At 72.2% G+C, this 26,934-nt stretch carries 18 protein-coding genes; 13 read left to right on the forward strand and 5 right to left on the reverse strand.

The annotated features are described in order from the left end of the window. Positions 1–29: 29 nt before the first annotated feature. On the forward strand, positions 30–1,658 hold the full coding sequence (gene groL, locus OHA84_RS21975) for a chaperonin GroEL (RefSeq protein WP_053682585.1): 1,629 nt from the start codon (positions 30–32) through the stop codon (positions 1,656–1,658). A 127-nt stretch (positions 1,659–1,785) separates the two neighbouring features. Here groL and OHA84_RS21980 read toward each other — a convergent pair whose 3' ends face one another. Together OHA84_RS21980 and OHA84_RS21985 are read right to left on the reverse strand one after the other, a co-directional pair. Then, positions 1,786–2,487 (reverse strand): ester cyclase, encoded by a 702-nt coding sequence (locus OHA84_RS21980; RefSeq protein WP_053682584.1) that lies wholly within the window; start codon positions 2,485–2,487, stop codon positions 1,786–1,788. A gap of 120 nt (positions 2,488–2,607) precedes the next feature. After that, positions 2,608–3,381 carry an SDR family oxidoreductase gene (locus OHA84_RS21985; protein WP_053682583.1) on the reverse strand — a complete coding sequence of 258 codons (774 nt, stop codon included), beginning with the start codon at positions 3,379–3,381 and terminating at the stop codon, positions 2,608–2,610. Positions 3,382–3,764: 383 nt separating this feature from the next. On the opposite strand from OHA84_RS21985, the gene OHA84_RS21990 reads away from it, so the two are divergent. Continuing rightward, positions 3,765–4,664, forward strand: a complete 900-nt coding sequence (locus OHA84_RS21990; RefSeq protein WP_053682582.1) for a LysR family transcriptional regulator — start codon at positions 3,765–3,767, stop codon at positions 4,662–4,664. 166 nt (positions 4,665–4,830) lie between these two features. Here the strand turns inward: OHA84_RS21990 and OHA84_RS21995 are convergent, their stop codons facing one another. Beyond that, a complete protein-coding gene (locus OHA84_RS21995; protein WP_030230767.1) occupies positions 4,831–5,157 on the reverse strand; it encodes a WhiB family transcriptional regulator in 327 nt (108 codons plus the stop codon). A 380-nt stretch (positions 5,158–5,537) separates the two neighbouring features. Here OHA84_RS21995 and OHA84_RS22000 point away from each other — a divergent pair, with 380 nt between their 5' ends. The 4 genes from OHA84_RS22000 (at position 5,538) to OHA84_RS22015 (ending at position 10,009) form a co-directional block, all read left to right on the forward strand. Beyond that, positions 5,538–6,149, forward strand: coding sequence for a response regulator transcription factor (locus OHA84_RS22000; RefSeq protein WP_003948568.1), 612 nt, complete (start codon positions 5,538–5,540; stop codon positions 6,147–6,149). 264 nt (positions 6,150–6,413) lie between these two features. Then, positions 6,414–7,043, forward strand: coding sequence for a sigma-70 family RNA polymerase sigma factor (locus OHA84_RS22005; protein WP_078999499.1), 630 nt, complete (start codon positions 6,414–6,416; stop codon positions 7,041–7,043). 152 nt (positions 7,044–7,195) lie between these two features. Continuing rightward, on the forward strand, positions 7,196–8,701 hold the full coding sequence (gene guaB / locus OHA84_RS22010) for an IMP dehydrogenase (RefSeq protein WP_053682581.1): 1,506 nt from the start codon (positions 7,196–7,198) through the stop codon (positions 8,699–8,701). A gap of 183 nt (positions 8,702–8,884) precedes the next feature. After that, positions 8,885–10,009, forward strand: a complete 1,125-nt coding sequence (locus OHA84_RS22015) for a GuaB3 family IMP dehydrogenase-related protein (RefSeq protein ID WP_053682580.1) — start codon at positions 8,885–8,887, stop codon at positions 10,007–10,009. Positions 10,010–10,086: 77 nt separating this feature from the next. On the opposite strand, the gene OHA84_RS22020 is transcribed toward OHA84_RS22015, so the two are convergent. Together OHA84_RS22020 and OHA84_RS22025 are read right to left on the reverse strand one after the other, a co-directional pair. Next, positions 10,087–10,560 carry a hypothetical protein gene (locus OHA84_RS22020; protein ID WP_053682579.1) on the reverse strand — a complete coding sequence of 158 codons (474 nt, stop codon included), beginning with the start codon at positions 10,558–10,560 and terminating at the stop codon, positions 10,087–10,089. Positions 10,561–10,748: 188 nt separating this feature from the next. Continuing rightward, entirely contained in the window at positions 10,749–11,978 is a 1,230-nt protein-coding gene (locus OHA84_RS22025) for a nucleotide sugar dehydrogenase (RefSeq protein WP_053682578.1), read from the reverse strand. A 251-nt stretch (positions 11,979–12,229) separates the two neighbouring features. On the opposite strand from OHA84_RS22025, the gene OHA84_RS22030 reads away from it, so the two are divergent. The 7 genes from OHA84_RS22030 (at position 12,230) to OHA84_RS22060 (ending at position 26,713) form a co-directional block, all read left to right on the forward strand. Then, complete coding sequence (locus OHA84_RS22030) at positions 12,230–13,936, forward strand: glycerol-3-phosphate dehydrogenase/oxidase (RefSeq protein WP_053682577.1); 1,707 nt, start codon at positions 12,230–12,232, stop codon at positions 13,934–13,936. Between the two features lie 148 nt (positions 13,937–14,084). Next, a complete protein-coding gene (locus OHA84_RS22035) occupies positions 14,085–16,631 on the forward strand; it encodes a serine/threonine protein kinase (RefSeq protein WP_266970130.1) in 2,547 nt (848 codons plus the stop codon). A gap of 115 nt (positions 16,632–16,746) precedes the next feature. Further along, a complete protein-coding gene (locus OHA84_RS22040) occupies positions 16,747–19,521 on the forward strand; it encodes a serine/threonine protein kinase (protein ID WP_266970128.1) in 2,775 nt (924 codons plus the stop codon). A gap of 125 nt (positions 19,522–19,646) precedes the next feature. Beyond that, on the forward strand, positions 19,647–21,302 hold the full coding sequence (locus OHA84_RS22045) for a serine/threonine-protein kinase (protein WP_266970126.1): 1,656 nt from the start codon (positions 19,647–19,649) through the stop codon (positions 21,300–21,302). Positions 21,303–21,426: 124 nt separating this feature from the next. Further along, positions 21,427–23,058: a succinic semialdehyde dehydrogenase gene (locus OHA84_RS22050; RefSeq protein ID WP_266970124.1), complete on the forward strand. Its 1,632-nt coding sequence runs from the start codon at positions 21,427–21,429 to the stop codon at positions 23,056–23,058. Between the two features lie 25 nt (positions 23,059–23,083). Next, positions 23,084–24,865: a GMC family oxidoreductase N-terminal domain-containing protein gene (locus OHA84_RS22055; protein WP_053682573.1), complete on the forward strand. Its 1,782-nt coding sequence runs from the start codon at positions 23,084–23,086 to the stop codon at positions 24,863–24,865. A gap of 189 nt (positions 24,866–25,054) precedes the next feature. Further along, complete coding sequence (locus tag OHA84_RS22060) at positions 25,055–26,713, forward strand: hypothetical protein (protein WP_053682572.1); 1,659 nt, start codon at positions 25,055–25,057, stop codon at positions 26,711–26,713. Positions 26,714–26,934 lie beyond the last annotated feature (221 nt).

A 26,934-nucleotide genomic window follows, 5' to 3' on the forward strand; every position in this document is an offset into this window, starting at 1 on the left:
CGAGTTATCGAGAGGGCTGAACCGCTTCCATGCCGAAGATTCTGAAGTTCGACGAGGACGCCCGTCGTGCCCTTGAGCGCGGCGTCAACAAGCTTGCCGACACGGTCAAGGTGACGATCGGCCCCAAGGGCCGCAACGTCGTCATCGACAAGAAGTTCGGCGCCCCCACCATCACCAACGACGGTGTCACCATCGCCCGCGAGGTCGAGCTGGACGACCCGTACGAGAACCTGGGCGCGCAGCTCGTGAAGGAGGTGGCGACCAAGACCAACGACATCGCGGGTGACGGCACCACCACCGCCACCGTGCTGGCCCAGGCGCTGGTCCGCGAGGGTCTGCGCAACGTCGCCGCCGGCGCCTCCCCGGCCGCCCTGAAGAAGGGCATCGACGCCGCCGTCAAGGCCGTGTCCGAGGAGCTCCTCGCGACCGCGCGTCCGATCGAGGACAAGTCCGACATCGCCGCCGTGGCCGCGCTCTCCGCGCAGGACACCCAGGTCGGCGAGCTCATCGCCGAGGCGATGGACAAGGTCGGCAAGGACGGTGTCATCACCGTCGAGGAGTCCAACACCTTCGGCCTGGAGCTGGAGTTCACCGAGGGCATGGCCTTCGACAAGGGCTACCTCTCGCCGTACATGGTCTCCGACCAGGAGCGTATGGAGGCCGTCCTCGACGACCCGTACATCCTGATCAACCAGGGCAAGATCTCCTCCATCCAGGACCTCCTGCCGCTGCTGGAGAAGGTCATCCAGGCCGGCGCCTCGAAGCCGCTGCTGATCATCGCCGAGGACGTCGAGGGCGAGGCGCTCTCCACCCTCGTCGTCAACAAGATCCGCGGCACCTTCAACGCGGTCGCCGTCAAGGCCCCCGGCTTCGGTGACCGTCGCAAGGCGATGCTCCAGGACATGGCCACCCTCACCGGTGCCACCGTCATCGCCGAGGAGGTCGGCCTCAAGCTCGACCAGGCCGGTCTGGACGTACTGGGCACCGCGCGTCGCGTGACCATCTCCAAGGACGACACCACCATCGTCGACGGTGGCGGCAGCTCCGAGGAGGTCCTCGGTCGCGTCAACCAGATCAAGGCCGAGATCGAGTCCACGGACTCGGACTGGGACCGCGAGAAGCTCCAGGAGCGTCTGGCGAAGCTCGCCGGTGGCGTCTGCGTCATCAAGGTCGGCGCCGCCACCGAGGTGGAGCTCAAGGAGAAGAAGCACCGCCTCGAGGACGCCATCTCGGCGACCCGCGCCGCGGTCGAGGAGGGCATCGTCTCCGGCGGTGGCTCCGCCCTCGTCCACGCCGTGAAGGTGCTCGAGGGCAACCTCGGCCTCTCCGGCGACGAGGCCACCGGTGTCTCCGTGGTCCGCCGCGCCGCCGTCGAGCCGCTCCGCTGGATCGCCGAGAACGCCGGTCTCGAGGGCTACGTCATCACCGCGAAGGTGGCCGAGCTCGACAAGGGCCAGGGCTTCAACGCCGCCACCGGCGAGTACGGCGACCTGGTCAAGGCCGGCGTCATCGACCCGGTCAAGGTCACCCGCTCCGCGCTGGAGAACGCCGCTTCCATCGCCTCGCTGCTCCTCACGACCGAGACCCTGGTCGTCGAGAAGCCGGCCGAGGAAGAGGGCGACGCCGGTCACGGCCACGGTCACGGCCACAGCCACTGAGGTTGAGCCGCAGGGTGCCCGCCGCTTCGGCGGGCCCCGCTGATCCGAGGGAAGGCCCCGGTCACCACCGCCCAGCGGCGGTGACCGGGGCCTTCCCCGTGTCCGGGTCCGACCGGCTTCGGACGGCCTACGCGGCGTCGGTCATGCCCATCTGCCGCATGAGGCCCGGCGCGTCGTAGTACCACCAGCCCTCCGCCACCTGGCCGTTCTCGATGCGGAAGGTCGTGCAGCCCGACATCGTGACTTCCTTCCCGGTCGGCGGGACGCCCATGAACTCGCCCTTCTGGGTGCCGGTCCAGGTCCACAACGTGGAGACGCAGTCGCCCTCGGCGATCTGACGGTGCAGGTCGAACGAGAAGTCGAACGCGTCGCGCCACATGCCCATCGTCCGCTTCATGCCCTGCCGACCGTCGCCCGTGCCGGGCGCCGCCATGATGTCGTGGTCGGTGTAGTCGGCCGCGACGCACTCGTCGACGACGCTGAAGTCGCCCTTCTCCGCGACGTCCTCGAAGATCCGGTTCACGACGAGCTTGTCGAGGTACTCGTTGCGGACCACGTCCAGGTTCATGAACTTCGGCATGCCCTCGCAGAGGGCCACCATCTCCTGGAACATCCCGTCGGTCTCGGGGAGTCGGGAGTTCCTCATGGCGTCCTCGTACGAGGGGAACTCGACGAGGTCGAGGTAGTGCGTCCGCGCTTCGCGGTCCCGGCCGATCATGGTGTGCGTGACCGTGCGGCGACCGCTCGCCCGCTGTGCCCAGCGGTCGATGAGGGCGTTCATCTCCTCGAACCGCGTCGTTTCGTAATCGATTACCTGTACGAATGTCATGGCGTCGCCTCCCGCACTGGATGGGACAGGTCCAGTTTAGGGAGATTCCACCCGTTTGGCGGGTTTGGTTGGTTCGGATGTGTCCCGTGGCGGCGGCCGCCCGCGCCACCGCGCGTCGTACTACTGCGGGCCGTACTTGCGACCCGTACGGGAGGACACGCCGCCGAGCAGCCCGCGCGGAGTCAGCTTCACCACGCTCATCAGCGCCTTGTAGCGGGGATCCGGGATCGAGACGGTCTTGCCGCGCGCCAGGTCGGCCAGCGCCGAAGCCACCAGCTTGTCGGCGTCCAGCCAGAGCCAGCCCGGGATGTTGTCCGTGCCCATGCCGGCCCGCTCGTGGAACTCCGTGCGCACGAAGCCCGGGCACAGCGCCATCAACCGCACCCCGGACCCCGCCAGGTCCCTCGCCGCGCCCTGGGTGAACTGCACGACCCAGGCCTTGCTCGCCCCGTAGGTGCCGCGCGGCAGGAAGGCGGCGACCGAGGCCACGTTGATCACGCCGCCGCGCCCGCGCGAGCGCATCGACTCGCCGGCGGCCGAGGTCAGCCGCAGCACCGCCTCGATGTGCACCTTGACCATGGTCAGCTCGTCGGCCATGGAAACGTCCAGGTAGCGGCCCTTGTTGCCGAAGCCCGCGTTGTTGACCAACAGGTCCACGGGGTGGGTGCGGTCGCCGAGGCGGGCCTCGACCGCCGCGATGCCCTCGTCGGTGGAGAGGTCCGCCGACAGCACCTCGGCCTCGATGCCGTGGCGGTCGTGCAACTCGGTGGCCTGCTCCGCGAGTCGCTTGGTGTCGCGGGCCACCAGCACGAGGTTGTGGCCCTGGGCGGCGAGCCGCCGGGCGAAGGCGGCGCCGATGCCCGCCGTGGATCCCGTAATCAACGCAGTCGTCATGTGCGCAACCTAGCCGCCGCCGCGGGGCCCTGTCGTCAGGGTCCCGTCCGGTCCGCGAGACCCCGCGTCAGGGCCCGCCCGCCGCGCCGGAGTTGAGCCGCGTTCCCGTGGAAGCGTGCTCCGGTCCATGTGCGCGCGGGCTCCCGCGCGGTCGGCTCCCTCGCCGCGGCCGCGCGGAAGCGGAACCCCACCGGCCCGCGCCGCCCCTTCCCCGGTCACCCGCGGGTGCGCACCCCGGTCGGGCCCTCCCGGGGAACCGCTCGACCCGTCCGGCCCGCCCGGGGCCTCCGGCGCGTCCGGCGCGGAATGCGACCCGGGCGAGGCTCCTCAAAGGGTCCGCCGAACATTGGCCCTACGGTCAAAGATGCCCTTATGCTCGAAGGGTGATCGAAGCACGTCATCTCCGGGTCCTGCGCGCCGTCGCCGGGACCGGCTCCTTCTCCGCCGCCGCCCGCGAGCTGGGCTGCACCCAACCGGCCGTTTCCCAACAGATGAAGGCGTTGGAGCAGTCCGCCGGCACCCCGCTGCTGATCCGTACGGGCCGGGAGATGCGCCTGACCCAGGCGGGTGAGGCCCTGGTCCGGCACGCCGCCGGAATCCTCGCCGGCCTGACCGCCGCCGAGGAGGAGGTCGCGGCCATCGCCGGGCTGCGCGCCGGCCGGGTGCGGCTGGTCTCCTTCCCCAGCGGCAGTTCCACGCTGGTGCCGACCGCGCTGGCGGCCATGCGCGCCGAGCACCCGGGCACCCGGATCTCCCTGGTCGAGGCCGAGCCGCCGCGTTCGGTCGAGATGCTCCGCGAGGGCGACTGCGACGTGGCGCTGGCCTTCCGGTACGGGGGCTCGTCGACCTCCGCGGCCGAATGGGAGGACCTCGTGGTGCGCCCGCTGCTCACCGACCGCCTCGTGGGACTGGTCCCCGAGGGGCACCGACTGGCCGGGGCCGAGCGGGTGGGCATGGCGGAACTGGCCGACGAGCCCTGGATCGCGGGCTGCCCGCGCTGCCGCCGGCACCTGGTGGAGGTGTGCGAGGACGCGGGTTTCACCCCGCGCATCGACTTCGCCACCGACGACTACCCGGCCGTGGTCGGCCTGGTGGGCGCGGGGCTCGGCGTGGCGGTGTTGCCCGAGCTCGCCGTGGAGTCGGTACGGGCCAAGGGCGTGAGCACCGTGGCGGTGGAGCCCGCCGTGGAGCGGGAGGTCGTGGCGCTGACCCTGACCGACCTGGCGAGGGTCCCGGCGGTGGCGGCGACGCTGACCCAGCTGGAGCGGGCCGCGACGCGTTGACGGGCGCCGGCGAGGGCCGGGTGGCCCCCGCCGGGCGGTCCGTCGGGCGCCTGCCGTACGGCGGTACGGCCGGGCGGGTGACGGACCGGGCCCGGGGGGTCCGTGACGCGCGCGCGAGCGTCACGGATTCGAGGAAACGTTCCTTCGGGCGTTTCGTGCGAACCGGCTAGTGCGGTGCGATCGGGCCGATCGTGCTCGACGCGGGGATCAGGCGGTGCCGGGCTCGACCCATCAGCTCTTCGCGTTCGTCCTCGGTGAGGCCGCCCCACACCCCGTAGGGCTCGCGGACGGCGAGGGCGTGCGCGGCGCATTCCGAACGGACCGGGCAGCGCATGCAGACCTCTTTAGCCGAGGCCTCGCGCGCGCTCCTGGCCGCGCCCCGCTCGCCTTCCGGGTGGAAGAAGAGGGAGCTGTCGACCCCGCGGCAGGCAGCCAGCAGCTGCCAGTCCCAGAGGTCGGCGTTCGGTCCGGGGAGGCGGGAGAAATCTGCCATTGGTAGTCCCTCTTGGTGCCGGTACTGAGGCGGATACGGTCCATGTCTCCACACCTACTGTCGGAGTAGATGTAAATATGACTCATTGGGAATCTAGCCTCAGACACGTGCCAAACGGAAGGAAAGCCGCCAAATAGGGCATAGCTCCAGATGGAGGACAGGCCGCCCGCGCCTCCGACGTCGTGATCGCTTCCTCACGTAGAGTGCCGAAGGTGTCCGTCTGACCCGTAACTCTTTCGAGTGACCATCGTTGAGAGTGCGAAGGCGGTTGAACCAATAAGTTCTCGGACAGGTGTCCGGGGGCATCGACCGCACAGGTGACGATACGTACCAGCCTGGAGGCTCAAGGTGACGCGCATCAGCAGCTGCGGAGGGCGGTCATGACATCCGTCCTCGTCTGCGACGACTCCCCGCTTGCCCGAGAGGCGCTCCGTCGCGCGGTTGCCACCGTGCCCGGCGTCGAGCGTGTGACGACGGCAGCCAACGGCGAGGAAGTCCTCCGCCGCTGGGGTGCCGACCGCTCCGATCTGATTCTGATGGATGTACGGATGCCCGGCCTGGGCGGTGTCGAGACGGTCCGTCGGCTGCTCTCGGCCGACCCCGGTGCCCGCATCATCATGCTGACGGTCGCCGAGGACCTGGACGGCGTGGCCCTCGCGGTCGCCGCCGGCGCCCGGGGATACCTGCACAAGGACGCCTCGCGCGCCGAACTGCGGGCCACGGTCACCCAGGCCCTCGCCGACCCCACCTGGCGACTGGCCCCGCGCCGGCTCCGCTCGGCCGAGATGGGCGCCGCGCCCACGCTCACCGCGCGCGAGATCCAGGTGCTGGAGGGCATGAGCCACGGCCGGTCCAATGCGGAGATCGGGCGAGAGCTCTTCCTCTCCGAGGACACGGTCAAGACGCACGCCCGTCGGCTGTTCAAGAAGCTGGGCGCCTCGGACCGGGCGCACGCCGTGGCGCTCGGGTTCCGATGGGGCCTGGTCCGCTGATCGCGGACCGTTGAGAGTGTCCCGCCCGGACCCGGTGCGAAACCGGGGATTGGCGGGGCACAATCCGGGGGACGTGTCGCTTCGTGCGCGATGCCGCATCCTTGAGGGTGTGCCGCATTCTCGAAGATGTGGCCTAGGGACCATTCGGGCCGAGCGGAGGGGAGGGCGCAGGCGATGAGTACTGGCGCACCCGCTCATAACGCTTCGATGCACAACAAGGACCACGGTGCCGCGAATGCACCCGCGCCAAGGCACCATGGATTGATGCGCGACGACGAGGCCCCGGGGTCACCCGCGGCCACAGGCTCCACCGGCACTGCCAAGGGCGGCGGAGCCGGGGCGGTCAGCGCTCTCGTCCGCCGGGCCGTGGACGGCGACGAGCAGGCCACGCACGATCTGCTGGCCTTCGTCCATCCCCTCGCGATCCGCTACTGCCGCACCCGGCTCTCCCGACTACCGGGTGACGCTCGTCACTTCGTCGAGGACCTCGCGCAGGAGGTCTGTGTCGCCGTCCTGATGGCGCTGCCGCGCTACCGGGACACCGGACGCCCCTTCGAGGCCTTCGTCTTCGCCATCGCCGCGCACAAGGTCGCCGACCTCCAGCGGGCCGCCATGCGGCACCCGGGGAGCACGGCGGTCCCGTCGGACGAGATGCCCGAGCGGCCCGACGACTCGCTCGGCCCGGAAGAGCGGGCGCTGCTCAGCAGCGATGCCGCCTGGGCCAAGAAGCTGCTGGCCAACCTGCCCGAGAACCAGCGCGAACTGCTCGTGCTGCGGGTGGCCGTCGGCCTGACCGCCGAGGAGACCGGGCAGATGCTCGGGATGTCCCCCGGAGCGGTGCGCGTGGCTCAGCACAGGGCGCTCAGTCGACTCCGGGCACTGGCGGAGCAGTAGACCGCCGACCGCGGTCCGGGGCAGGGCCCGGCAGCGGAGTCCAGTAGTAGGAAACGACGAAACTTCTCCTTGACCTTGGTCGTGGAATGAGACGCGTCGCGATCCCGTTAGCATGGACATCCGCGCTGAGCAAGACCATTTGGGAAGGTGTCATGACTGTGAACGCCGATGGAGTGCCCGACAAATTCGCCACACTCGGCCTCACGTATGACGACGTGCTGCTGCTCCCCGGCGTGTCGGACATGGCGCCGGACCAGATCGACACCTCCTCCCTCATCTCGCGCAACGTCCGCGTCAACGTCCCGCTGCTGTCCGCGGCCATGGACAAGGTCACCGAGGCGCGGATGGCCATCGCGATGGCCCGCCAGGGCGGCGTCGGCGTCCTGCACCGCAACCTCTCCATCGTCGACCAGGCGAACCAGGTCGACCTCGTGAAGCGCTCCGAGTCCGGCATGGTCACCGACCCGATCACCGTGCACCCGGACGCCACCCTCGGCGAGGCCGACCAGCTCTGCGCCAAGTTCCGCATCTCCGGCGTCCCGGTCACCGACGGGGCGGGCAAGCTCCTCGGCATCGTCACCAACCGCGACATGGCCTTCGAGTCGGACCGCAGCCGCCAGGTGCGCGAGGTCATGACCCCGATGCCGCTGGTCACCGGCAAGGTCGGCATCTCCGGCGTGGACGCCATGGAGCTGCTGCGCCGCCACAAGATCGAGAAGCTTCCGCTGGTCGACGAGGCGGGCACCCTCAAGGGCCTCATCACCGTCAAGGACTTCGTCAAGGCGGAGAAGTACCCGAACGCCGCGAAGGACAAGGACGGCCGGCTGCTCGTCGGCGCGGCCGTCGGTGTCGCGGGCGACGCGTACGAGCGGGCCCAGGCCCTGATCGAGGCGGGCGCCGACTTCATCGTCGTCGACACCGCCCACGGCCACTCCCGGCTCGTCGGCGACATGGTCTCCAAGATCAAGTCGAACTCCTCCGTCGACGTCATCGGCGGCAACATCGCCACCCGCGACGGCGCCCAGGCGCTCATCGACGCCGGCTGCGACGGCATCAAGGTCGGCGTCGGCCCCGGCTCCATCTGCACCACCCGCGTCGTCGCCGGCATCGGCGTCCCGCAGGTCACCGCGATCTACGAGGCCTCGCTGGCCGCCAAGGCCGCGGGCGTCCCGGTCATCGGCGACGGCGGCCTCCAGTACTCCGGCGACATCGCCAAGGCCCTGGTCGCGGGCGCCGACACGGTGATGCTGGGCTCCCTGCTCGCGGGCTGCGAGGAGTCCCCGGGCGAACTGCTCTTCATCAACGGCAAGCAGTTCAAGTCCTACCGGGGCATGGGCTCGCTGGGCGCGATGCAGTCCCGCGGCGAGCAGAAGTCCTTCTCCAAGGACCGCTACTTCCAGGAGGGCGTGGGCGGCGACGACAAGCTCATCCCCGAGGGCATCGAGGGCCAGGTCCCGTACCGCGGCCCGCTCTCCGCGGTCGTGCACCAGCTCGTCGGCGGCCTGCGCCAGTCGATGTTCTACGTCGGCGGCCGCACGGTTCCCGAGCTGCAGGACCGCGGCCGGTTCGTCCGGATCACCTCGGCGGGCCTCAAGGAGAGCCACCCGCACGACATCCAGATGACGGTCGAGGCGCCGAACTACTCCCGCAAGGGCTGAGCGGCCCCCACACACGCGTGAACTGGGCGGTTCCGGTTGATCCGGGGCCGCCCTTCACCGTTCCCGGACCCGGGGATCGCGTCCGCGCCCGGGTGGAGCGTGTCCGTACGGCGGTCACCGGAACGCGGGCCCCCGGGGTTCGGGGATACTGGACGGGCAGACCCAGAGGAAAGGCCACCACACGTGACTGAGATCGAGATCGGGCGCGGCAAGCGCGGCCGCAGGGCGTACGCGTTCGACGACATCGCCATCGTCCCGAGCCGGCGTACGCGGGACCCGAAGGAGGTCTCGATCGCCTGGCAGATCGACGCGTACCGCTTCGAGCTCCCCTTCCTGGCCGCCCCCATGGACTCCGTGGTCTCCCCGCAGACCGCCATCCGCATCGGCGAGCTCGGCGGCCTCGGCGTGCTGAACCTCGAAGGTCTGTGGACCCGGTACGAGGACCCGCAGCCGCTGCTCGACGAGATCAACGAGCTCGACGAGGAGGCCGCCACCCGCCGCCTCCAGGAGATCTACGCCGCGCCCATCCAGGCCGACCTGATCCGGCAGCGCATCAAGGAGGTGCGCGACTCGGGCGTCGTCACCGCCGCCGCGCTGTCCCCGCAGCGCACGGCCGAGTTCTCCAAGGTCGTCGTCGACGCCGGCGTGGACATCTTCGTGATCCGCGGCACCACGGTGTCCGCCGAGCACGTCTCCGGCGCCGCGGAGCCGCTGAACCTCAAGCAGTTCATCTACGAACTGGACGTCCCGGTCATCGTCGGCGGCTGCGCCACCTACACCGCGGCCCTGCACCTGATGCGCACCGGCGCGGCCGGCGTGCTGGTGGGCTTCGGCGGCGGCGCCGCGCACACCACGCGCAACGTCCTCGGCATCCAGGTCCCGATGGCCACCGCCGTCGCGGACGTGGCCGCAGCCCGCCGCGACTACATGGACGAGTCCGGCGGCCGCTACGTGCACGTCATCGCCGACGGCGGCGTGGGCTGGTCGGGCGACATCCCGAAGGCCGTCGCCTGCGGCGCGGACGCCGTGATGATGGGCTCCCCGCTGGCCCGTGCCACGGACGCGCCCGGCAAGGGCAACCACTGGGGCATGGAGGCCGTCCACGAGGACGTGCCGCGCGGCAAGAAGGTCGACCTCGGCACGGTGGGCACCACCGAGGAGATCCTGACCGGCCCGTCGCACTCCCCGGACGGTTCCATGAACATCTTCGGCGCGCTGCGCCGCTCGATGGCCACCACCGGCTACAGCGAGCTCAAGGAGTTCCAGCGGGTCGAGGTCACCGTCGCGGACTCTCAGCACCGCCGCTGACCGACTGCCACGCCGTACGCCGGAGGGCCGGCGCCCCGATCGGGGCGCCGGCCCTCCGGCGTACGCGGGACCGGGAATCAGTCGCTGACCTTCTTGGCCGCGCCGAAGGCGACGAAGCCGCCGATGCCGAGGAAGAGGTAGTCCATGGCCTCGGCCGATTCCTTCCAGATGTCGTTCAGACCGCCGATGCCCGGGTCGCTCAGAACGTCCGCGACGCCGATGTGGGCGTAGTCGGCGAGCGCGAGCGCGATGAAGAACAGCTGGCCGAGGTAGACGGCGCCGATCGAGAGGATCGCGCTGACCACGGGGAGGGCCGGGTTCCTGCCGCCGACCTTGCCGGCGGCGAGGCCGACGAGGAGCCCGACGCCGACCGCGACGTAGCCGACCTGGCGGTCGATGGCGTTCATGATGCCGCCGTACGCGCCTGCGGCGACCAGGGCGACGACGACGGCGGCGAGGATGCCGAGGCCGACGTTGCCGCCGCGCGCCGCGGCGGGAGCGGGGGCGGCGGTGTAGGAATCGGGCGCGGGCGGCTGGAACTGCTGGCTCATGAGAAATCCCCCCAGGGAACACGGCACACGTCTGGGTCAACCGGTGTCCACCGGGGACGTATGTGCGAGATAAGAACGCCGCAGGCTAACAGCAGGCCCTGACATTCGGCGGGGGATTTATCGGGGGACCCCCGCCCGCCGGCCCCGGAGCGGCCGGCGAGGGCCGCTCCGGGCGTGGCGTGGGGGCGTCAGAGGCGGTGCGCCGCGCCGATCGGGCTGGCGCCCCGGGTGTCCAGCAGGAGCTGCGCCTTGACCGCCAGGCCCTGGAGGTCGTAGGTGCGGTGGTGCTGGAGCAGGATCGTCAGGTCCGCGTGGGCGGCGGCCTCGTACAGCGAGTCGGCGCGCGGGACGGGCTGGTCACGGACCCGCCAGGCCGGGATGTACGGGTCGTGGTAGCTGATCTGGGCCCCGAGGTCGATGAGCCGGCTGGCGATCTCGCGCGCCGGCGAGCCCTCCTGGTCGGCGAGGTCCGGCTTGTACGTCACCCCGAGCAGCAGGACCCGGGCGCCGCGGGCGGACTTCCCGTGCTCGTTCAGCAGGGCGGCGGAGCGCTGGATGACGTACTGCGGCATCCGGTTGTTGATCTCCTGGGCCAGGCCGACCATGCGCAGCGGGTGACCGGGGGTGCGGGTGGTGTGGGGGAGGTAGTTCGGGTCGAGCGGGACGCCGTGGCCGCCGACGCCGGGGCCGGGGCGGAACGCCTGGAACCCGTACGGCTTCGTCTCGGCGCACCGGATGACGTCCCACAGGTCGACCCCGAGGTCGTGGCAGAGGACGGCCATCTCGTTCATGAGGGCGATGTTCACGTGCCGGTAGTTGGTCTCCAGCAGCTGCACGGTCTCCGCCTCGCGCAGGCCGCGGGCGCGCACCACCTTCTCGGTGAGGCGGGCGTAGAAGGCGTGCGCGGACTCGGTGCAGGCGGGGGTGAGGCCGCCGATCACCTTGGGGGTGTTGGAGATCCCGTGCGTCCGGTTGCCCGGGTCGTGCCGGCTGGGGGAGTAGGCCAGGTGGAAGTCCCGGCCCGCGCGCAGCCCGGATCCGGCTTCGAGGATCGGGCGCAGGTAGTCCTCGGTGACCCCCGGATGGGCGGCGGACTCCAGGATGACGGTGGTGTGCGGGCGCAGCCGGGCGGCGAGCGCACGGCCCGCGTCGCCGACAGCGGAGAGATCGAGCGCACGATCGGCGCCGAGCTGGGTAGGGGCGCAGATGACGGCGGTACGGACCCGGCCCAGTTCGGCGGGGTTGGTGGTGACCCGGAAGCCGGCCGCCGACATGCGGCGGATCTCGGCGGCGGTGAGGGTGCTGTCCGTGGCCGGACCGCTGTCGAAGCCGACGGTCTCGATTCCGGCGGCGACGGCCGCCTGAGCGAGAGGGAGGCCGAGGTGGCCGAGTCCGATGACGGCGAGATCTGCGGGCATGGAGGTGCCGTCCCTTCCCTTCCCTTGCATGAGGGGGCTGGGCGCGCAAGTCCTGTGGAGGGCTGGAGCAGGCGCAATGTCAGACTAGGCGTATATATGACAGATATGTCGCATTGTGAGGTGGTGGCTGCCGTTGTGTTGTCCACAGGCGGTGGCCGATGTGAGTGCGGACGGTCAGAATCAACAGCGGGGAATGTGAGCGGGATCACCCGCATCGAGCGGGGATTCCCCCGCAGCAACGGGAGGCAGCCGTGAGGACAGCGACACTGGGACCGGTTCAGCGGGCCGAGGCACTTGCCCGGATGGCCGAACGGGAGCTGGACGTGCTGGTCGTCGGCGCGGGAGTGGTCGGCGCCGGCACCGCGCTCGACGCGGCCACCAGAGGCCTGTCCACCGGGCTGGTCGAGGCACGGGACTGGGCCTCGGGCACGTCCAGCCGCTCCAGCAAGCTGATCCACGGCGGACTGCGCTACCTGGAGATGCTCGACTTCGCCCTCGTCCGCGAGGCCCTGAAGGAACGCGGGCTGCTGCTGGAGCGACTCGCGCCGCACCTGGTCAAGCCGGTGCCGTTCCTGTACCCGCTCCAGCACAAGGGCTGGGAGCGCCTCTACGCCGGCTCGGGCGTGGCCCTGTACGACGCGATGTCCTTCTCCAGCGGGCACGGCCGCGGGCTCCCCACCCACCGGCACCTCTCGCGCAAGCACGCGCTGCGGGTCGCGCCGGCGCTGCGCAAGGACGCCCTGGTCGGCGCCCTGCAGTACTACGACGCCCAGATGGACGACGCCCGGTACGTCACCACATTGGTTCGAACGGCCTCCGCGTACGGGGCGCAGTGCGCCAACGGGGCGAGGGTGGTCGGCTTCCTCCGCGAGGGTGAACGGGTGGTCGGCGCGCTGGTGCGGGACGTGGAGGGCGGCGGCGAGTACGAGATCCGCGCGAAGCAGGTCGTCAACGCCACCGGGGTGTGGACTGACGACACCCAGGCGCTGATCGGGGAGCGCGGCCAGTTCCACGTACGGGCCTCGAAGGGCATCCACCTGGTCGTCCCGAAGGACCGGATCCACTCCTCCACCGGGCTGATCCTGCGCACGGAGAAGTCCGTGCTCTTCGTCATCCCCTGGGGACGCCACTGGATCGTCGGCACCACGGACACCGACTGGGACCTCGACAAGGCGCACCCGGCGGCGTCCAGCGCGGACATCGACTACCTGCTGGAGCACGTGAACTCGGTGCTGGCGGTCCCCCTGACGCGCGACGACGTCCAGGGCGTCTACGCGGGCCTGCGGCCCCTGCTGGCCGGCGAGTCCGACGCGACCAGCAAGCTCTCGCGCGAACACACGGTGGCCCACCCGGTGCCGGGGCTGGTCGTGGTGGCGGGCGGCAAGTACACGACGTACCGGGTGATGGCCAAGGACGCCGTGGACGAGGCGGTGCACGGGCTGGACCAACGGGTCGCGGAGTGCGTGACCGAGGACGTCCCGCTGGTGGGCGCGGAGGGGTACCGGGCCCTGTGGAACGGCCGCGCCCGGATCGCGGCGCGCACGGGCATCCACGTGGCGCGGGTGGAACACCTCCTCAACCGGTACGGGTCGCTGACGGAGGAACTGCTCGACCTGATCGTGGCGGATCCGGGGTTGGCCGAGCCGCTCACGGGGGCAGAGGACTATCTGCGGGCGGAAGTCGTCTACGCGGCTTCGCACGAAGGGGCCAGGCACCTGGACGACGTGTTGACGCGTCGGACGCGGATCTCGATCGAGACCTTCGACCGGGGCACGCGATCGGCGCGCGAGTGTGCGGAATTGATGGCTCCGGTGCTGGGCTGGGACAAGAAGCAGATCGAGAACGAGGTCGAGCACTACGAGAAGCGAGTGCAAGCGGAACGGGAATCGCAGCGCCAACCGGACGACCTGACGGCGGACGCGGCCAGGCTGGGAGCTCCCGACATCGTTCCGTTGTAACTCCGGGATGCGGAGGGGGGAACCGTTGCCCCGGGGCGCCCGTCCGTTGCGGAGTGAGCAACAATGAGGTTTCTGCCGGGGCGGGTTACCGTGCCCCTCGGCGGCTGCCGGGGCAGCCGGGCAGGCTGCACGATCGCAGAGGGGACGCATGTCGAAGCCGGAGCACACCGAGTCGCCGGATTCCGCGGGTAAGGCGCAGAGCGCCGAACCGAGCACCGAGCCGGCGGGTGTGAAGCCGAGCCCGCGCAAGGCCGAGCCCGCGGCGGAACCCGAGGGTGTGAAGCCCGGCGCCGCGAAGCCGAAGCCGAACCCGGCCGGGGCCACCGCCGCGAAGGCGGACACCCCGCCGGGTGACGGGCCGCGGGACGCGAAGCCCGCCGCGCCGAAGCCGGGTCCGTCCGGGGCGAAGTCCACCCCGGCCGGGCCGAGCCTGGCCAAGGCGGCCCCCGCCGCGAAGGCGGAACCCGCGTCGGCCGTCAAGGTGGCCTCCGCCGATCCCGAGGACGCCCGGCCCGAGGCTGGCGGGCCCGAGGCCGCCAAGCCCGCCCCGGCGAAGCCGGACCCGGTCAGGACCGGGGCCGGGAGGCCCGAGGTCGTGCCCGCACAGCGGTCCCCCGAGGGCGCGAAGAGCGCGGCGGCCACGGCGGAATCCGGTCAGGACGAAGGGCGGTTGCTCGCCCGCAGGTACCGGCTCGGGTCCGTCCTCGGCAAGGGCGGCATGGGCACCGTGTGGCGCGCCGAGGACGAGATCCTCGGGCGGACGGTCGCCGTCAAGGAACTTCGCTTCAGCATGGGCGTGGACGAGGACGAGAAGCGCCGCCTCATCACCCGCACCCTTCGCGAGGCCAAGGCGATCGCACGGATCCGCAGCGGCGGCGCCGTCACCGTCTACGACGTCGTGGACGAGGACGGCCGCCCGTGGATCGTCATGGAACTCATCGAGGGCCCCTCCCTCGCCGAGTTCGTGCGCGAGCGCGGCCCGCTGACGCCCCGCCGCGCGGCCGAGGTCGGGCTCGCCGTCCTCGACGTACTGCGCGCCGCCCACGACCAGGGCATCCTGCACCGTGACGTGAAGCCGTCCAACGTGCTCATAGCGGACAACGGTCGTGTCGTGCTCACCGACTTCGGCATCGCGCAGGTCGAGGGCGACCCCTCCGTCACCTCCACCGGCATGCTCGTCGGCGCCCCCTCCTACATCTCTCCCGAGCGCGCCCGGGGCCAGAAGCCCGGCCCGCCCGCCGACATGTGGTCGCTCGGTGGCCTGCTGTACGCCTGCGTCGAGGGCGTGCCCCCGTACGACAAGGGCTCCGCCCTCGCCACCCTCACCGCCGTGATGACCGAACCGGTGGAACCGCCCAAGAACGCCGGTCCGTTGACCGAGGTCATCTACGGCCTGCTGGTCAAGGACCCCGCCGGGCGGCTCGACGACGACCGCGCCCGGGCGATGTTGAAGGCGGTGCTCGACGCCCCCGAGCCCGCGCCGGCGATGCCCCCGGCCGTCGAGGAGACCAAGGCGATCTCCCTCGCCGACGCCAAGGAGGCGGCGGACAGGATCGCGGCCGAGAAGGCCGAGAAAGCCGAGAAGGCCGAGGCGGACAGGGCGGAGAAGGCCGAGGCCAAGGCCACCGCCGAGCGCGCCGCGGCGGCCAAGGCCGCCGAGAAGGCCGCGGAGAAGGCGGAGAAGAAGGAACGCGAGCGGCGCGAGCGCGAGCAGCGCGAGCGGACCCGGGCGGCGCTGAAGTCCGCCCGCAAGGCCGCCGCGGCGGAGGCCGCCACCGCGGCCGCCGCCGCATCGACGGCGTCCGCGGCCGAGGCCCCGTCGTCCCGCCCCAAGCCGATCCCGGCGTCGCTCACCGATGTGATGTCGCGCCGCACCATCGCGCTCGCCATCGCCGGTGTGGTCGTGGTCCTGGCGGTGATCTGCTCGCTGATCGTGTGGGCGGTCAGCGGGGACGACGACAAGGGCAAGGACGAGGCCGGTCCCAAGCCGTCCGCCTCCGGGTCCGCGAACCCGGGGACGGCCGTCGGCGCGTCGGCGGGTTCCGCCGGCAACGCGTCCTCGAACGGGGGATCCGGCGGGGGCAAGAAGAGCGGCGAGCCCAGCCCGGCGCAGAGTCCCGCGCAGAGCCAGGGGCAGGGCCAGGGTCAGGCCCAGGGCCAAGGGCAGGGACAAGGCCAGGGACAGGGACAGAACACGGGCCAGACACAGGGTCAGGGCGCCGCCCCGGGCACAGGGCTGCCGGCCGGCTACACGAAGGTCTCGGACACCCGGTTCCACTTCTCCATGGCGATGCCCGAGGGCTTCCACCAGACCGACACGGCCGGCGAGAGCTCCGGCGGCATATACAGCCGCGACGGCGGCTTCCCGCGCATCCAGGTCGACTTCACCGACAGTCCGACGGGCGACGCACGTCTCGCCTGGGCCCAGTTGGCCCCGGCCGTCCAGGGCAGCAGCACGGGCTACCGCCTGATCCGGTTGGACGGCGTGGACTACCGCGGCTATCCGACCGCGGCGGACTGGGAGTTCGAGCGCGAGCAGAAGGGCATCAAGGTCCACGTGCTGAACCGCGGCTTCAAGGTGGACGGGAAGCACGGCTACGCCATCATGGTCAGCTGCCCGGCCGACCAGTGGGACGGCCCCGAGTGCACGCAGATGCGCAACACGGCATTCGAGACCTTCCAGCCCCTGGGCTGAGCCGGGTCGTCCCCCGGGCGGGGGCGGGCCTTGCCAGGCCCGGGACGCGGGCGCCCCGGGCGACGTATCGTGTCCGCGGGAACCATGGGGTGGTACCGCACTCGGGGGAGGCGATGTGGAGGACTACGCGGGTCGGATCCTGTCCGACCGATACCGTCTGCCGCTGCCGCCGTCGGACGAGTACGAGCCCGTCGAGACCCGGGCCTTCGACACGCGCAGCGGTCAGGAAGTCCTGGTCCGTCAGGTGCCGTTGCCGGAGATCGTGGACGCGGAGCTGCTGGACGGGACGCGCGGTCCGGCGACCGGGCGCCGGTCGTCCGGCGAACTCCCGGCCGTGCGCCGGGCCATCGCGGCGGCGCAGGCCGCCGCCTCGGTACCCGACCACGCGCGCCTCGACCAGGTCTTCGACGTCTTCGCGGAGGGCGGTTCGCTGTGGATCGTCAGCGAACTCGTCCCCGCGCGGCCGTTGGCGGCCCTGATCGCCGAGGAGCCGCTGACCCCCTATCGGGCGGCGGAGGTGGCCGCCGACGTCCTGACCGCGCTGCGGGTGCTGCACGCGCACGGCTGGACCCACCGCAACATCACCGTCCGGACCGTGTTGATATGCGATGACGGCCGGGTCGTCCTGACGGGGCTCGCGGCGGGCGCCGCGGAGGAGGCCCTCTGCGGATACGACCCGGTGCCCGAGGGCGCCGGGATCGGTACGGAACTCCCCGCGTCCGAGCCGGTCGACCGGTACCCGGCGAGCCAAGGGCCGGCGCCGGACCCGTCGGGCCGGGAAACCGCGCGCCGGGGGTTCGACTTCGGTCCGCGGGCGACCGACCCGTACGGCCGGATCCCCGGACCCGGCCGGCCGCCGGCCGCCCCGGAGCCCGCGTCCGAGGCCGGATCCGAACCCCGGACGCTTCCGCCCGTGCGGGAGTCCGCCGGCATCGAGTACGCCCCGCTGGTGGCCCCGGGGTACGACACCGGGCCGCGGTACTCCGACCACATCACCCCGGAACGCCCCCCGATCCCGGTGCTTCCGGCACTCCAGGCGGGTCCCGCGGCCGACTCGGAGCCCTCCGCCGAGCGGCCCGACGCCAAGGCCGCCGCGCGGGCCGGCACCATCGCCGCCTACCGGGCCGGCGCGCGGGCGGCCGCGGCCAAGGTCGAGGAGGAACGCAGGGCCGGCACGGGCGCCGCACCCGAGCCGCGCCCGGAGGGCTCGAACCTGCCGCAGGGGTACTCGTACCCGTACGGGGGCCCGGCCGCCGCGCCGGCCGCGCCCTGGCACGGGGCCACCCCCCGCCGCCGGCCGGACCAGGACACGGCCGCCGAGCGGGAACCGACCCCCGAGCCGGAGCCCGCGTACCCGCCGACCCCGGAACCGGAGCCCGCGTACCCGCCGGACCCCGAGCCGGAGCACGCCCCGGGGGCCGCGCACACCGCGGAGTCACCCGGCGCCGTGAACGTGCCCGCGCTGCCCGCGCGGCTCGCCCTGCCCCAGGGGTACCGCCAAGCCGAACCCCCGGACCCCACCGGCCCCTTCCCGGTCGTGCGGCCCGACGAGCCTCGGCCCGGGACCGGGGTCGCCGTGCCCCGCCCGGCACCTCCGCGGCCGATCCCGCGCACGGTCCCCGAGCCGGTCCCGCCGGCGGCCCCGCGGCCCGTCGGCGTCGACGGCTGGTCCGGCGCCCGCATCGGCGGCGGTGGCCCAAGGACCGGCCTGGACGCCGAGCGCGCGCGGCAGACCCGGATGGCCGTCGTGGGAGCAGTCACCGAGCGCTGGGCGCCCGAGCAGGCCGGCCCCGTGCACGGACACTGGCAACTGGCCGCGCCCGTCGGACCCGCCACCGACCTCTGGGCGCTCGGCGCGCTCCTGTACCGCGCCGTCCAGGGGCACGCCCCGTACCCCGAGGAGAGCGTCCCCGACCTCGTGGAGATGGTCTGCTCCGAGCCCCCGGCCTTCGCCGAGGAATGCGGTCCGCTGCGCCCGATCGTCGAGTCGCTGCTGCGCCAGGACCCCACCGAACGACCCGACTTCGAGGAGCTGCGCGGCTGGCTGCGCTCGCTGGTGCGCTCCGCTCCCGAACCCGACGGCGCCTTCGGGATGCTGCCGATGGCGGACCCGGACCCGACGCGGCTGCCCGTCGTGCGCAGGCGCGGCGACGTGCACGGTCGCCACCGCAGCGCGGAGGCCCCGCGCCGCAAGCCGCGTTCCCTCGGGCGAACCCTGCTGGTCGGCGTCCTCGCGTTACTCGCGGCGGCGGTGGGGTACGCCCTGCTGTTCATGCCCCGCTCCGCGGACCAGCGGGCGCAGGGGGAGCCGGACGGTTCCACTCCCCGACCCCCCGTCTCCAGCGCGCCGCCCACGTCCGGCCAGGGCCCCGGGCGGACGCCCTCGGGCACCCCGGAGTCCAAGCCCGCCTCGCAGAGCAAGGCGCCCGTGCCCGCTCCGCCCGGCTACACCACCCAACAGGACCCCGAACACTTCGAGATGGCGGTTCCCGACGGCTGGGAACGGCGCGGCATCAACGAGGCGGGCCAGGTCCGTTACGTGGATGGGCAATTCGTGTTGACGGTGGTGCCGGGACGGGACAAGGTCGAGGGCGGCAGGCCGGACCCGCTCACGTACCAGAAGGACAAGGAGCCGGAATTGTCCCCGTACCGTAATTCCAGTTGGGCGAGCGGTGGGGACGTCAAGTCGACCACGGTGGGCCAACAGGTGCGGGTCACCGGCCGGTACACGTGGATCGACTCGGCGGGACGCAGCGTCGTTGCGCGCAACTTCGTCGTCGCGTTGGGTGGGGTCTACCACGTGGTCCTGGTGACCGGACCGCAGGACGAGGAAGGAAGGGTCACCGAGGTCTTCGAGAAGGCCACGGGGAGTTACAAGCCAGGGGGTTGACAGAGCGCTGACGGCATGTCAATGCGGCGATTGCGTCACAGTGCTGTCTCACCGCGCCCGCGCGGTGTCGGCATCGCGCGCAAGCTCCGTAATCTGGCCCGAAGTGCACAGAGCGGCGAGGTTTCGTGGAACAGCAGACAGGTGCGGGTGCAGTGCTCGCGAGCCGGTACAGGCTCGTCGAGCCCATCGGCCGCGGCGGCATGGGCAAGGTGTGGCGCGCGCATGATGAGTTGCTGCACAGGACCGTGGCGGTCAAGGAGCTGACGGCAGGTCTGTACGTCGCCCAGGCCGACCGGGAGGTCATGCATGCCCGGACGCAGAAGGAGGCCCGGGCCGCGGCCCGGATCCAGCATCCGGCGGTCGTGACCGTCCACGACGTGTTGGAGCACGACGACCGCCCGTGGATCGTCATGGAGTACATCGACGGGCCCTCCCTCGCCGAGGCGGCGAAGGCGGCGGGCCGCATCGAGCCCCGCGAGGCCGCCCGGATCGGGTTGCACGTGCTGGGCGCCCTGCGGGCCGCACACGCCGTCGGGGTGCTGCACCGGGACGTGAAGCCGGGCAACGTCCTGCTCGCCAAGGACGGACGGGTCCTGCTCACCGACTTCGGCATCGCCGCGATCGAGGGCGACTCGTCCATCACGCGCACGGGTGAACTCGTCGGCTCCATCGACTACCTGGCCCCCGAGCGGGTCACCGGCGGCGCCCCCGACCCGTCCTCGGACCTGTGGTCGCTCGGTGCCACCCTCTACACCGCGGTCGAGGCCCGCTCGCCGTTCCGGCGCACCTCGCCCATCTCCAGTCTCCAGGCCGTCGTCAACGACGAGCCGCCCGCCCTGCGGCAGGCCGGGGCGCTCGGCCCCGTCATCACGGCGCTGCTGCGCAAGGACCCCGCGGAGCGGCCCTCGGCGTCGGAGGCCGAGCGGATGCTGATCGAGGCGATGGAGGGCCGGGAGCCGAAGTCGGCCCAGGCGTACGTCCCGACGCGTGCGATGACCGCGGAGGAACGGTCCCCCGCCGCCCGGGAGGCGGGAGGGGGCGAGGAGTCGGCCCAGGAGCCCCCGACGCGGCCCCCGACGGGCGGCGAACCCGGCGGCACGACCGTGCTCGCCGAGCAATCACCCCCGGCCCCCGCCCCCGTGCCGTTCCCGGGCCGCATCAAGCGGGCGGCGGCCGTGGCCCTGGTCGCGGCGCTGCTCGGCGGCGGCGGGGTCTTCGGGGTCCTCAAGTACACGGAGGGCAGGGCCGAGGGCGAGGACAAGAACGTCAGCGCCCCCGACCAGGGTCAGCCCGACGATGCCGAGCAGCAGGCGGCGGCCACCCCGCCCGCGGGCTGGAAGAAGGTCGTCGACCCGGCGGGCTTCACGCTCTTCGTCCCGGAGGGCTGGGAGCGCCAGATGAACGGCACGCAGATCGACTACACCCCGGACAACGGCAACCACTTCGTGCGGATCGCCTTCGACTCGACCCCGGACTACGACAACCCGTACACGCACCTGCTGGACCTGGAGAAGCAGCTCAAGCAGCGGTCGGACTACAAGCGGCAGAAGCTGGAGCAGAACGGCTTCCGGGACACCGTCCGCGCCGCGATCTGGGAGTTCACCCTGACCGAGAAGGGCACGCACGCCGGTCCGCGCCGGGCCATCGAGCAGATGTACGTGGCCCCGGACGACACCGAGTACGCGGTCTACATGTCGAGCCCGGCCGCCGACTGGGCGAAGACCCGGCAGCAGTTCGACACGGTGCTCAGCGGCTGGCAGCCCCCGCCCAAGACGGACTGACGGGGGTCCGGGGGCCCGTGCGGCCACCTTGCCCGGCCATCCTGCCAGCGATCACTGGCGGAAATGTCAAAATCCGGTTACCCACGGGTACCCAAAGGCCCGCAGGCGGAATACGCTCACCGCCATGACGGACTCGCAGGCCCCCGCCGCCCCCCTCCGCGCCGCACCGCAGCCCACCAACCCGGTGGCCGCCGCCCCGGCCGGCGCCCGTACCGCCGCCGACGTGGTGACCCCCGACCTGGTCGCCCGGCTGACCCGCGGAGTGATCGGATCCGGTCGCACCGCCAACCACACCCCCTTCACCGGGGACAAACTGGCGGACCTGCCCGAGGCCGGGCCCGAGGACGTGGCCGAGGCCTTCGCCCGGGCCCGCGCCGCCCAGCCCGCCTGGGCCGCCGCCTCCGCACGCGGCCGGGCCGCCGTGCTGCTGCGCTTCCACGACCTGGTGCTGGCCCGGCAGGCCGAGGTGCTCGACCTGATCCAGCTGGAGACCGGCAAGGCCCGGCTGCACGCCCACGAGGAGGTGCAGGCCGTCGCGGTCGCCGCTCGCCACTACGGCCGCAAGGCGCCCTCGTACCTGCGTCCCAAGGGCCACACCGGCGCCATCCCCACCCTCACCAAGGTCACCGAGCTGCGCCAGCCGCGCGGGGTCGTCGGCCAGATCGCCCCCTGGAACTACCCCCTCGAACTGTCCGTCGGCGATGCGCTGCCCGCCTTCGTCGCCGGCAACGCCGTGGTCATGAAGCCCGACACGGAGACCGCGCTCACCGCCCTGTGGGCCCGTGACCTGCTGATCGAGGCCGGTCTGCCCGCCGAGGTCTTCCAGATCGTCCTGGGCGAGGGCCCCGTCGTCGGCCCCGAGGTGGTCCGGCACGCCGACTACGTCTCGTTCACCGGCTCCACCCGTACCGGCCGCGAGGTCGCCCGGGGCGCGGCCGACCGCCTCGTCGGCGTCACCCTCGAACTCGGCGGCAAGAACGCCATGCTCGTCCTGCGCGACGCCGACGTGGAGAAGGCCGCGGCGGGCGCCGTCCGCGCCTGCTTCTCCTCCGCGGGACAGCTGTGCATCTCCATCGAACGGCTCTACGTCCACGAGTCGATCGCGGACGCGTTCGTCGAGCGGTTCGCCGCCCGCACGAAGGCCATGAGGCTCGGCAACTCCCTCGCGTACGGGGCCGACATGGGCTCGCTCGTCGGCGAACGCCAGCTGGAGACCGTCCAACGGCACGTGGACGAGGCCGTCGCCAAGGGCGCCACCCTGGTCGCGGGCGGCGTCGCCCGCCCCGACATCGGCCCGCTGTTCTACGAGCCCACCATCCTCGACGGCGTCGAGACCCCCATGGCGGTCTGCGGCGAGGAGACCTTCGGCCCGGTCGTCTCGATCTACCGGTTCACCGACGAGGACGAGGCCGTCGCGCAGGCCAACGCCACCTCGTACGGGCTCAACTCCAGCGTCTGGACGAAGGACGCGCGCCGCGGCCACGCCGTCGCCGCCCGCCTGCGCACCGGCACCGTCAACATCAACGAGGGCTACGCCCCGGCCTACGGCAGCGCCCAGGCGCCCATGGGCGGCATGAAGGACTCCGGCCTCGGCCGCCGGCACGGCTCCGAGGGCATCCTCAAGTACACCGAGGCGCAGACCGTCGCCCACCAGCGGCTGCTCCCGATGGCCCCCTCGCTGGGCATGGACGACGAGAAGTACGCGGCGTTCATGACCCGCAGCCTGAAGGTCATGAAGGCGCTCCGATTCCGTTAGGCACGACCGCCCGGGAGGCAACGCAGTGTCGTACGACTACGACGTGATCGTCATCGGATCGGGCTTCGGGGGGTCGGTCTCGGCGCTGCGGCTCACCGAGAAGGGCTACCGGGTCGGCGTCCTGGAGGCAGGGCGCCGCTTCACCCGCCAGAGCCTGCCGAAGAACAGCTGGGACCTGCGGAACTACCTGTGGGCCCCGGCGCTCGGGCTCTACGGCATCCAGCGGATCCACCTGCTCGGCAACGTGATGGTGCTCGCGGGCGCCGGGGTGGGCGGCGGCTCGCTGAACTACGCCAACACCCTCTACGTGCCGCCCGCCGCCTTCTTCGAGGACCGGCAGTGGGCCTCCATCACCGACTGGCGCGAGGAACTCGCCCCGTACTACGACCAGGCCAAGCGGATGCTGGGGGTCCGGCTCAACCCGACGACGACCCCCTCGGACGTCCACCTGAAGGCGGCGGCCGAACGGATGGGCGTCGCCGACTCCTTCCACATGGCCCCGGTCGGCGTCTTCTTCGGGGACGGCGAGGACGCCGAGGGCAGCCGGCGGGCCAGGGCCGGCGAGGAGGTCGCCGATCCCTACTTCGGCGGCAAGGGCCCCGCCCGCAAGGCGTGCACCGAGTGCGGCGAGTGCATGACCGGCTGCCGGCACGGCGCGAAGAACACCCTGAACGAGAACTACCTGCACCTCGCCGAGCGCGCCGGCGCCGTCATCCACCCCATGACCACCGTCACCGCGATCTCCGAGCACCCCGACGGCGGCCACCGGGTCCGCACCGTCCCCACCGACCACCGCCGCCGCGGCAAGGCCAAGGTGCTGCGCGCCCGGTACGTGGTCGTCGCGGCCGGCACGTACGGCACCCAGACCCTGCTGCACACGATGAAGGACCGGGGCGAGCTGCCCCGGCTCTCGGACCGGCTCGGGGAACTGACCCGTACCAACTCCGAGGGCCTGGTCGGCGCCCAGACCGACGACCGGCGCTACCGCAAGCGGCACGGCGAGGGCCGCCGGGCCGACTTCACCCACGGGGTGGCCATCACCTCGTCCGTGCACCCCGACGCGAACACCCACATCGAGCCCGTCCGCTACGGCAAGGGCTCCAACGCCATGGGGTTCATGACCATCCTCCAGGTGCCGTACGGCAAGCACCGGGTCCGGGCCTGGTTCGCGCGGACCGCCAGGCATCCCGTGCAACTGGCGCGCTCGCTCTCCAACCGGCGCTGGTCCGAGCGGACGATCATCGGGCTCGTCATGCAGTCCCTGGACAACTCCCTCACCACGTACCGCAAGCCCGGCGGGATCGGAAAGGGCCTGCTGACCGCCCGGCAGGGCCACGGCGCCCCCAACCCGGTACAGATCGCGGAGGCCACGGAGGCGGCGACCCTGCTCGCCGAGGAGATCAACGGGTTCGCGGGCAGCAACGTCGGCGAGCTGATGGGCACCCCGCTGACCGCGCACTTCCTCGGCGGCTGCCCGATCGGCGAGAACCCGGCCGAGGGAGTGGTCGACCCGTACCACCGGCTGTACGGTCACCCCGGCATCTCGGTGGTCGACGGCTCGGCGGTCTCCGCCAACCTCGGGGTCAACCCGTCGCTGACGATCACGGCGCAGGCCGAGCGGGCCATGTCGTACTGGCCGAACAACGGCGAGGAGGACCCGCGCCCCGCCCAGGGCTCCGGTTACGTCCGGCTCTCGGCCGTGGAACCGGTCCGCCCGGCCGTCCCGAAGGACGCCTTCGGCGCGCTGCGGCTGCCGTTCCTCGCCGTCCCGGAAATACCTCCGAGGCAACCGGAACCGGAGCACTGAGGCCGGATACCGGCCGGGTACGACATCGGCGGACACCGCGCTCCCCCTCCGAGCGCGGTGTCCGCCGATGTACATGAGTGACCGGTGGTCGCCCCGGAAGGTTGTAGCGGAACCGGCCCGACAGGGCTGTGGTGTCCATCACATGGTCAACGAGGCAACCGCCCCGCACCCCGGACGGTCAACGGGGGCATGAGAAAGCGCATCTCCCTCCTGGCCGCCTGCGGCCTGGTGGCCGTGGGCCTGGCCACCACCCCCGCGCACGCCGCGGACCCCGCCTTCCCGGTGAGCGGCCCCACCGCCCTCCCGCTCCCGGTGCCCCCGGCGACCGGCAGCCCGAGGGAAGAGTCGCTCGTCTTCACCCTCGACGTCCCCCGGACCGGCGCCGGCTTCGGCGGGGAGGCCGTCCTCACCGTCGACCTGACCAAGGTCGCCGGCATCGCGACGGTCCGGGAGGACGCGCACGGCGCCAAGGAGAAGTGCACGGTCGCCGCCACCGCGCTCGTCTGCACCGTGCGCGGCACCCTGCCGCGCGTCGAGCTGCTGGTCGCCGCCGCCAAGAACGCGAAGAACGGCGACACCGGCGAGATCACGGTGACGGGGAAGACGGACGGGGCCACCGTCACCCCGACCACCACGAAGCTCACCGTCGGCGGACCGGACCTCGTCATGCGGGAGATGGCGCTCAAGCGCGACCCGCGGCCCGGCGAGAGCCAGCCGCTGCCGCTCGTGTTCACCAACGCGGGCACCCACTCGGCCAGGGGCGTGGTGCTGGAGCTGGAGACCACGCGCGGCATGAGCCTCGTGGAGGCGTACGACAACTGCCGCACCCGCACCGTCGCGGACATCACCACGGCCCTGTGCTCGGTCGACGGGGACTTCGAGCCGGGCGAGACCTACGAACTCGCCGGGGACAGCCCGCTGCACGTCAAGGCCAACCAGAGCGCCTACAGCGACCGGCTCGGCTACGGCATCCACCCGGCCGGCGACCAGCCGAAGGCCGCGCAGTGGGACGGCAAGACGGCCACGGGCAAGCGCCTGGGCGTCGCCAAGCGGGCCGCGAAGGCCGCCGCGAGCGCGCGCGCCGTCGACCTGAACCCCGGCGACAACCGGCGCACCTTCGACTTCGCCGTCCGCAACACGGCCGACTTCACGACGGCGGCCGTGTCCCTCGAAGGCGACTCGGGCGACACCCTCACGACCGCGTTCACCTTCGAGAACAAGGGTCCGGCCTGGATCCGCGGCGCCCGCGCCGGCGACTCGGCGGCCCGCACCGTCATCGTGATGCCCGACGGCGTACGGGTCGTCCGCAAGCCCGACGGCTGCACCGCCACCACCGCCACCGGCGGCGAGCGTGCCGAGCAGCTCGGCGCGCCCCGCTACGTGTGCGCACTCGGCGACACGGTCCGCGAGAACCAGCGGGCCGTCTACCCGTTCGACCTCAAGGTGGAGAAGACCCTGGTGAACGCCAAGGGCTCCGTCACCGTCGGCGACTGGGGCGCGACCGCGCCGAGGCCGCACGCCTTCGACCCGAACCCCGCCAACAACACGGCCGTCCTCGTGGTGAACGCCCAGGACGACGGCACCGGCCCGCGCCCGACCCCGCGCCCCTCCACGAGCGCCGGCACCCCCTCGCCGGGCGCCTCCGCGACCCCGACGGCGAGCGCCTCGGCCACGGCCGCCGGCGTCAAGGGCACCGGCACCGGCTCGGGCACCACCGCCCACGGGAGCGGCAACCTCGCCTCCACCGGCGTCACCGCCGGCCCGATCGCGCTCGGCGCCGCGGCCCTGATCGCCGCGGGCGGCGCGTTGTACGTGGCGGTCCGCCGCCGGGGTCCCGCGCGCACGTAGGTCCGGGCGCGGCTTTCCACGCGCGGCTTTCGCACACGCGCGGCTTTCTCAAGAGCACGAGGGCACAGCACGACGGCCGGCCCGGGGCGTCCCCCGGGCCGGCCGTCTTCTCACGTGGTGACCGGACCGCTGTCCCCTGCCGTCCGGTCACGTGAAGGAGCGAGGTCCCACGACGCACGACCGTCGGGCCGTACGTCTCATCGCTCCGGCAGAGCCACGCG

Source organism: Streptomyces sp. NBC_00513, from assembly GCF_041431415.1.
Lineage (GTDB): Bacteria > Actinomycetota > Actinomycetes > Streptomycetales > Streptomycetaceae > Streptomyces.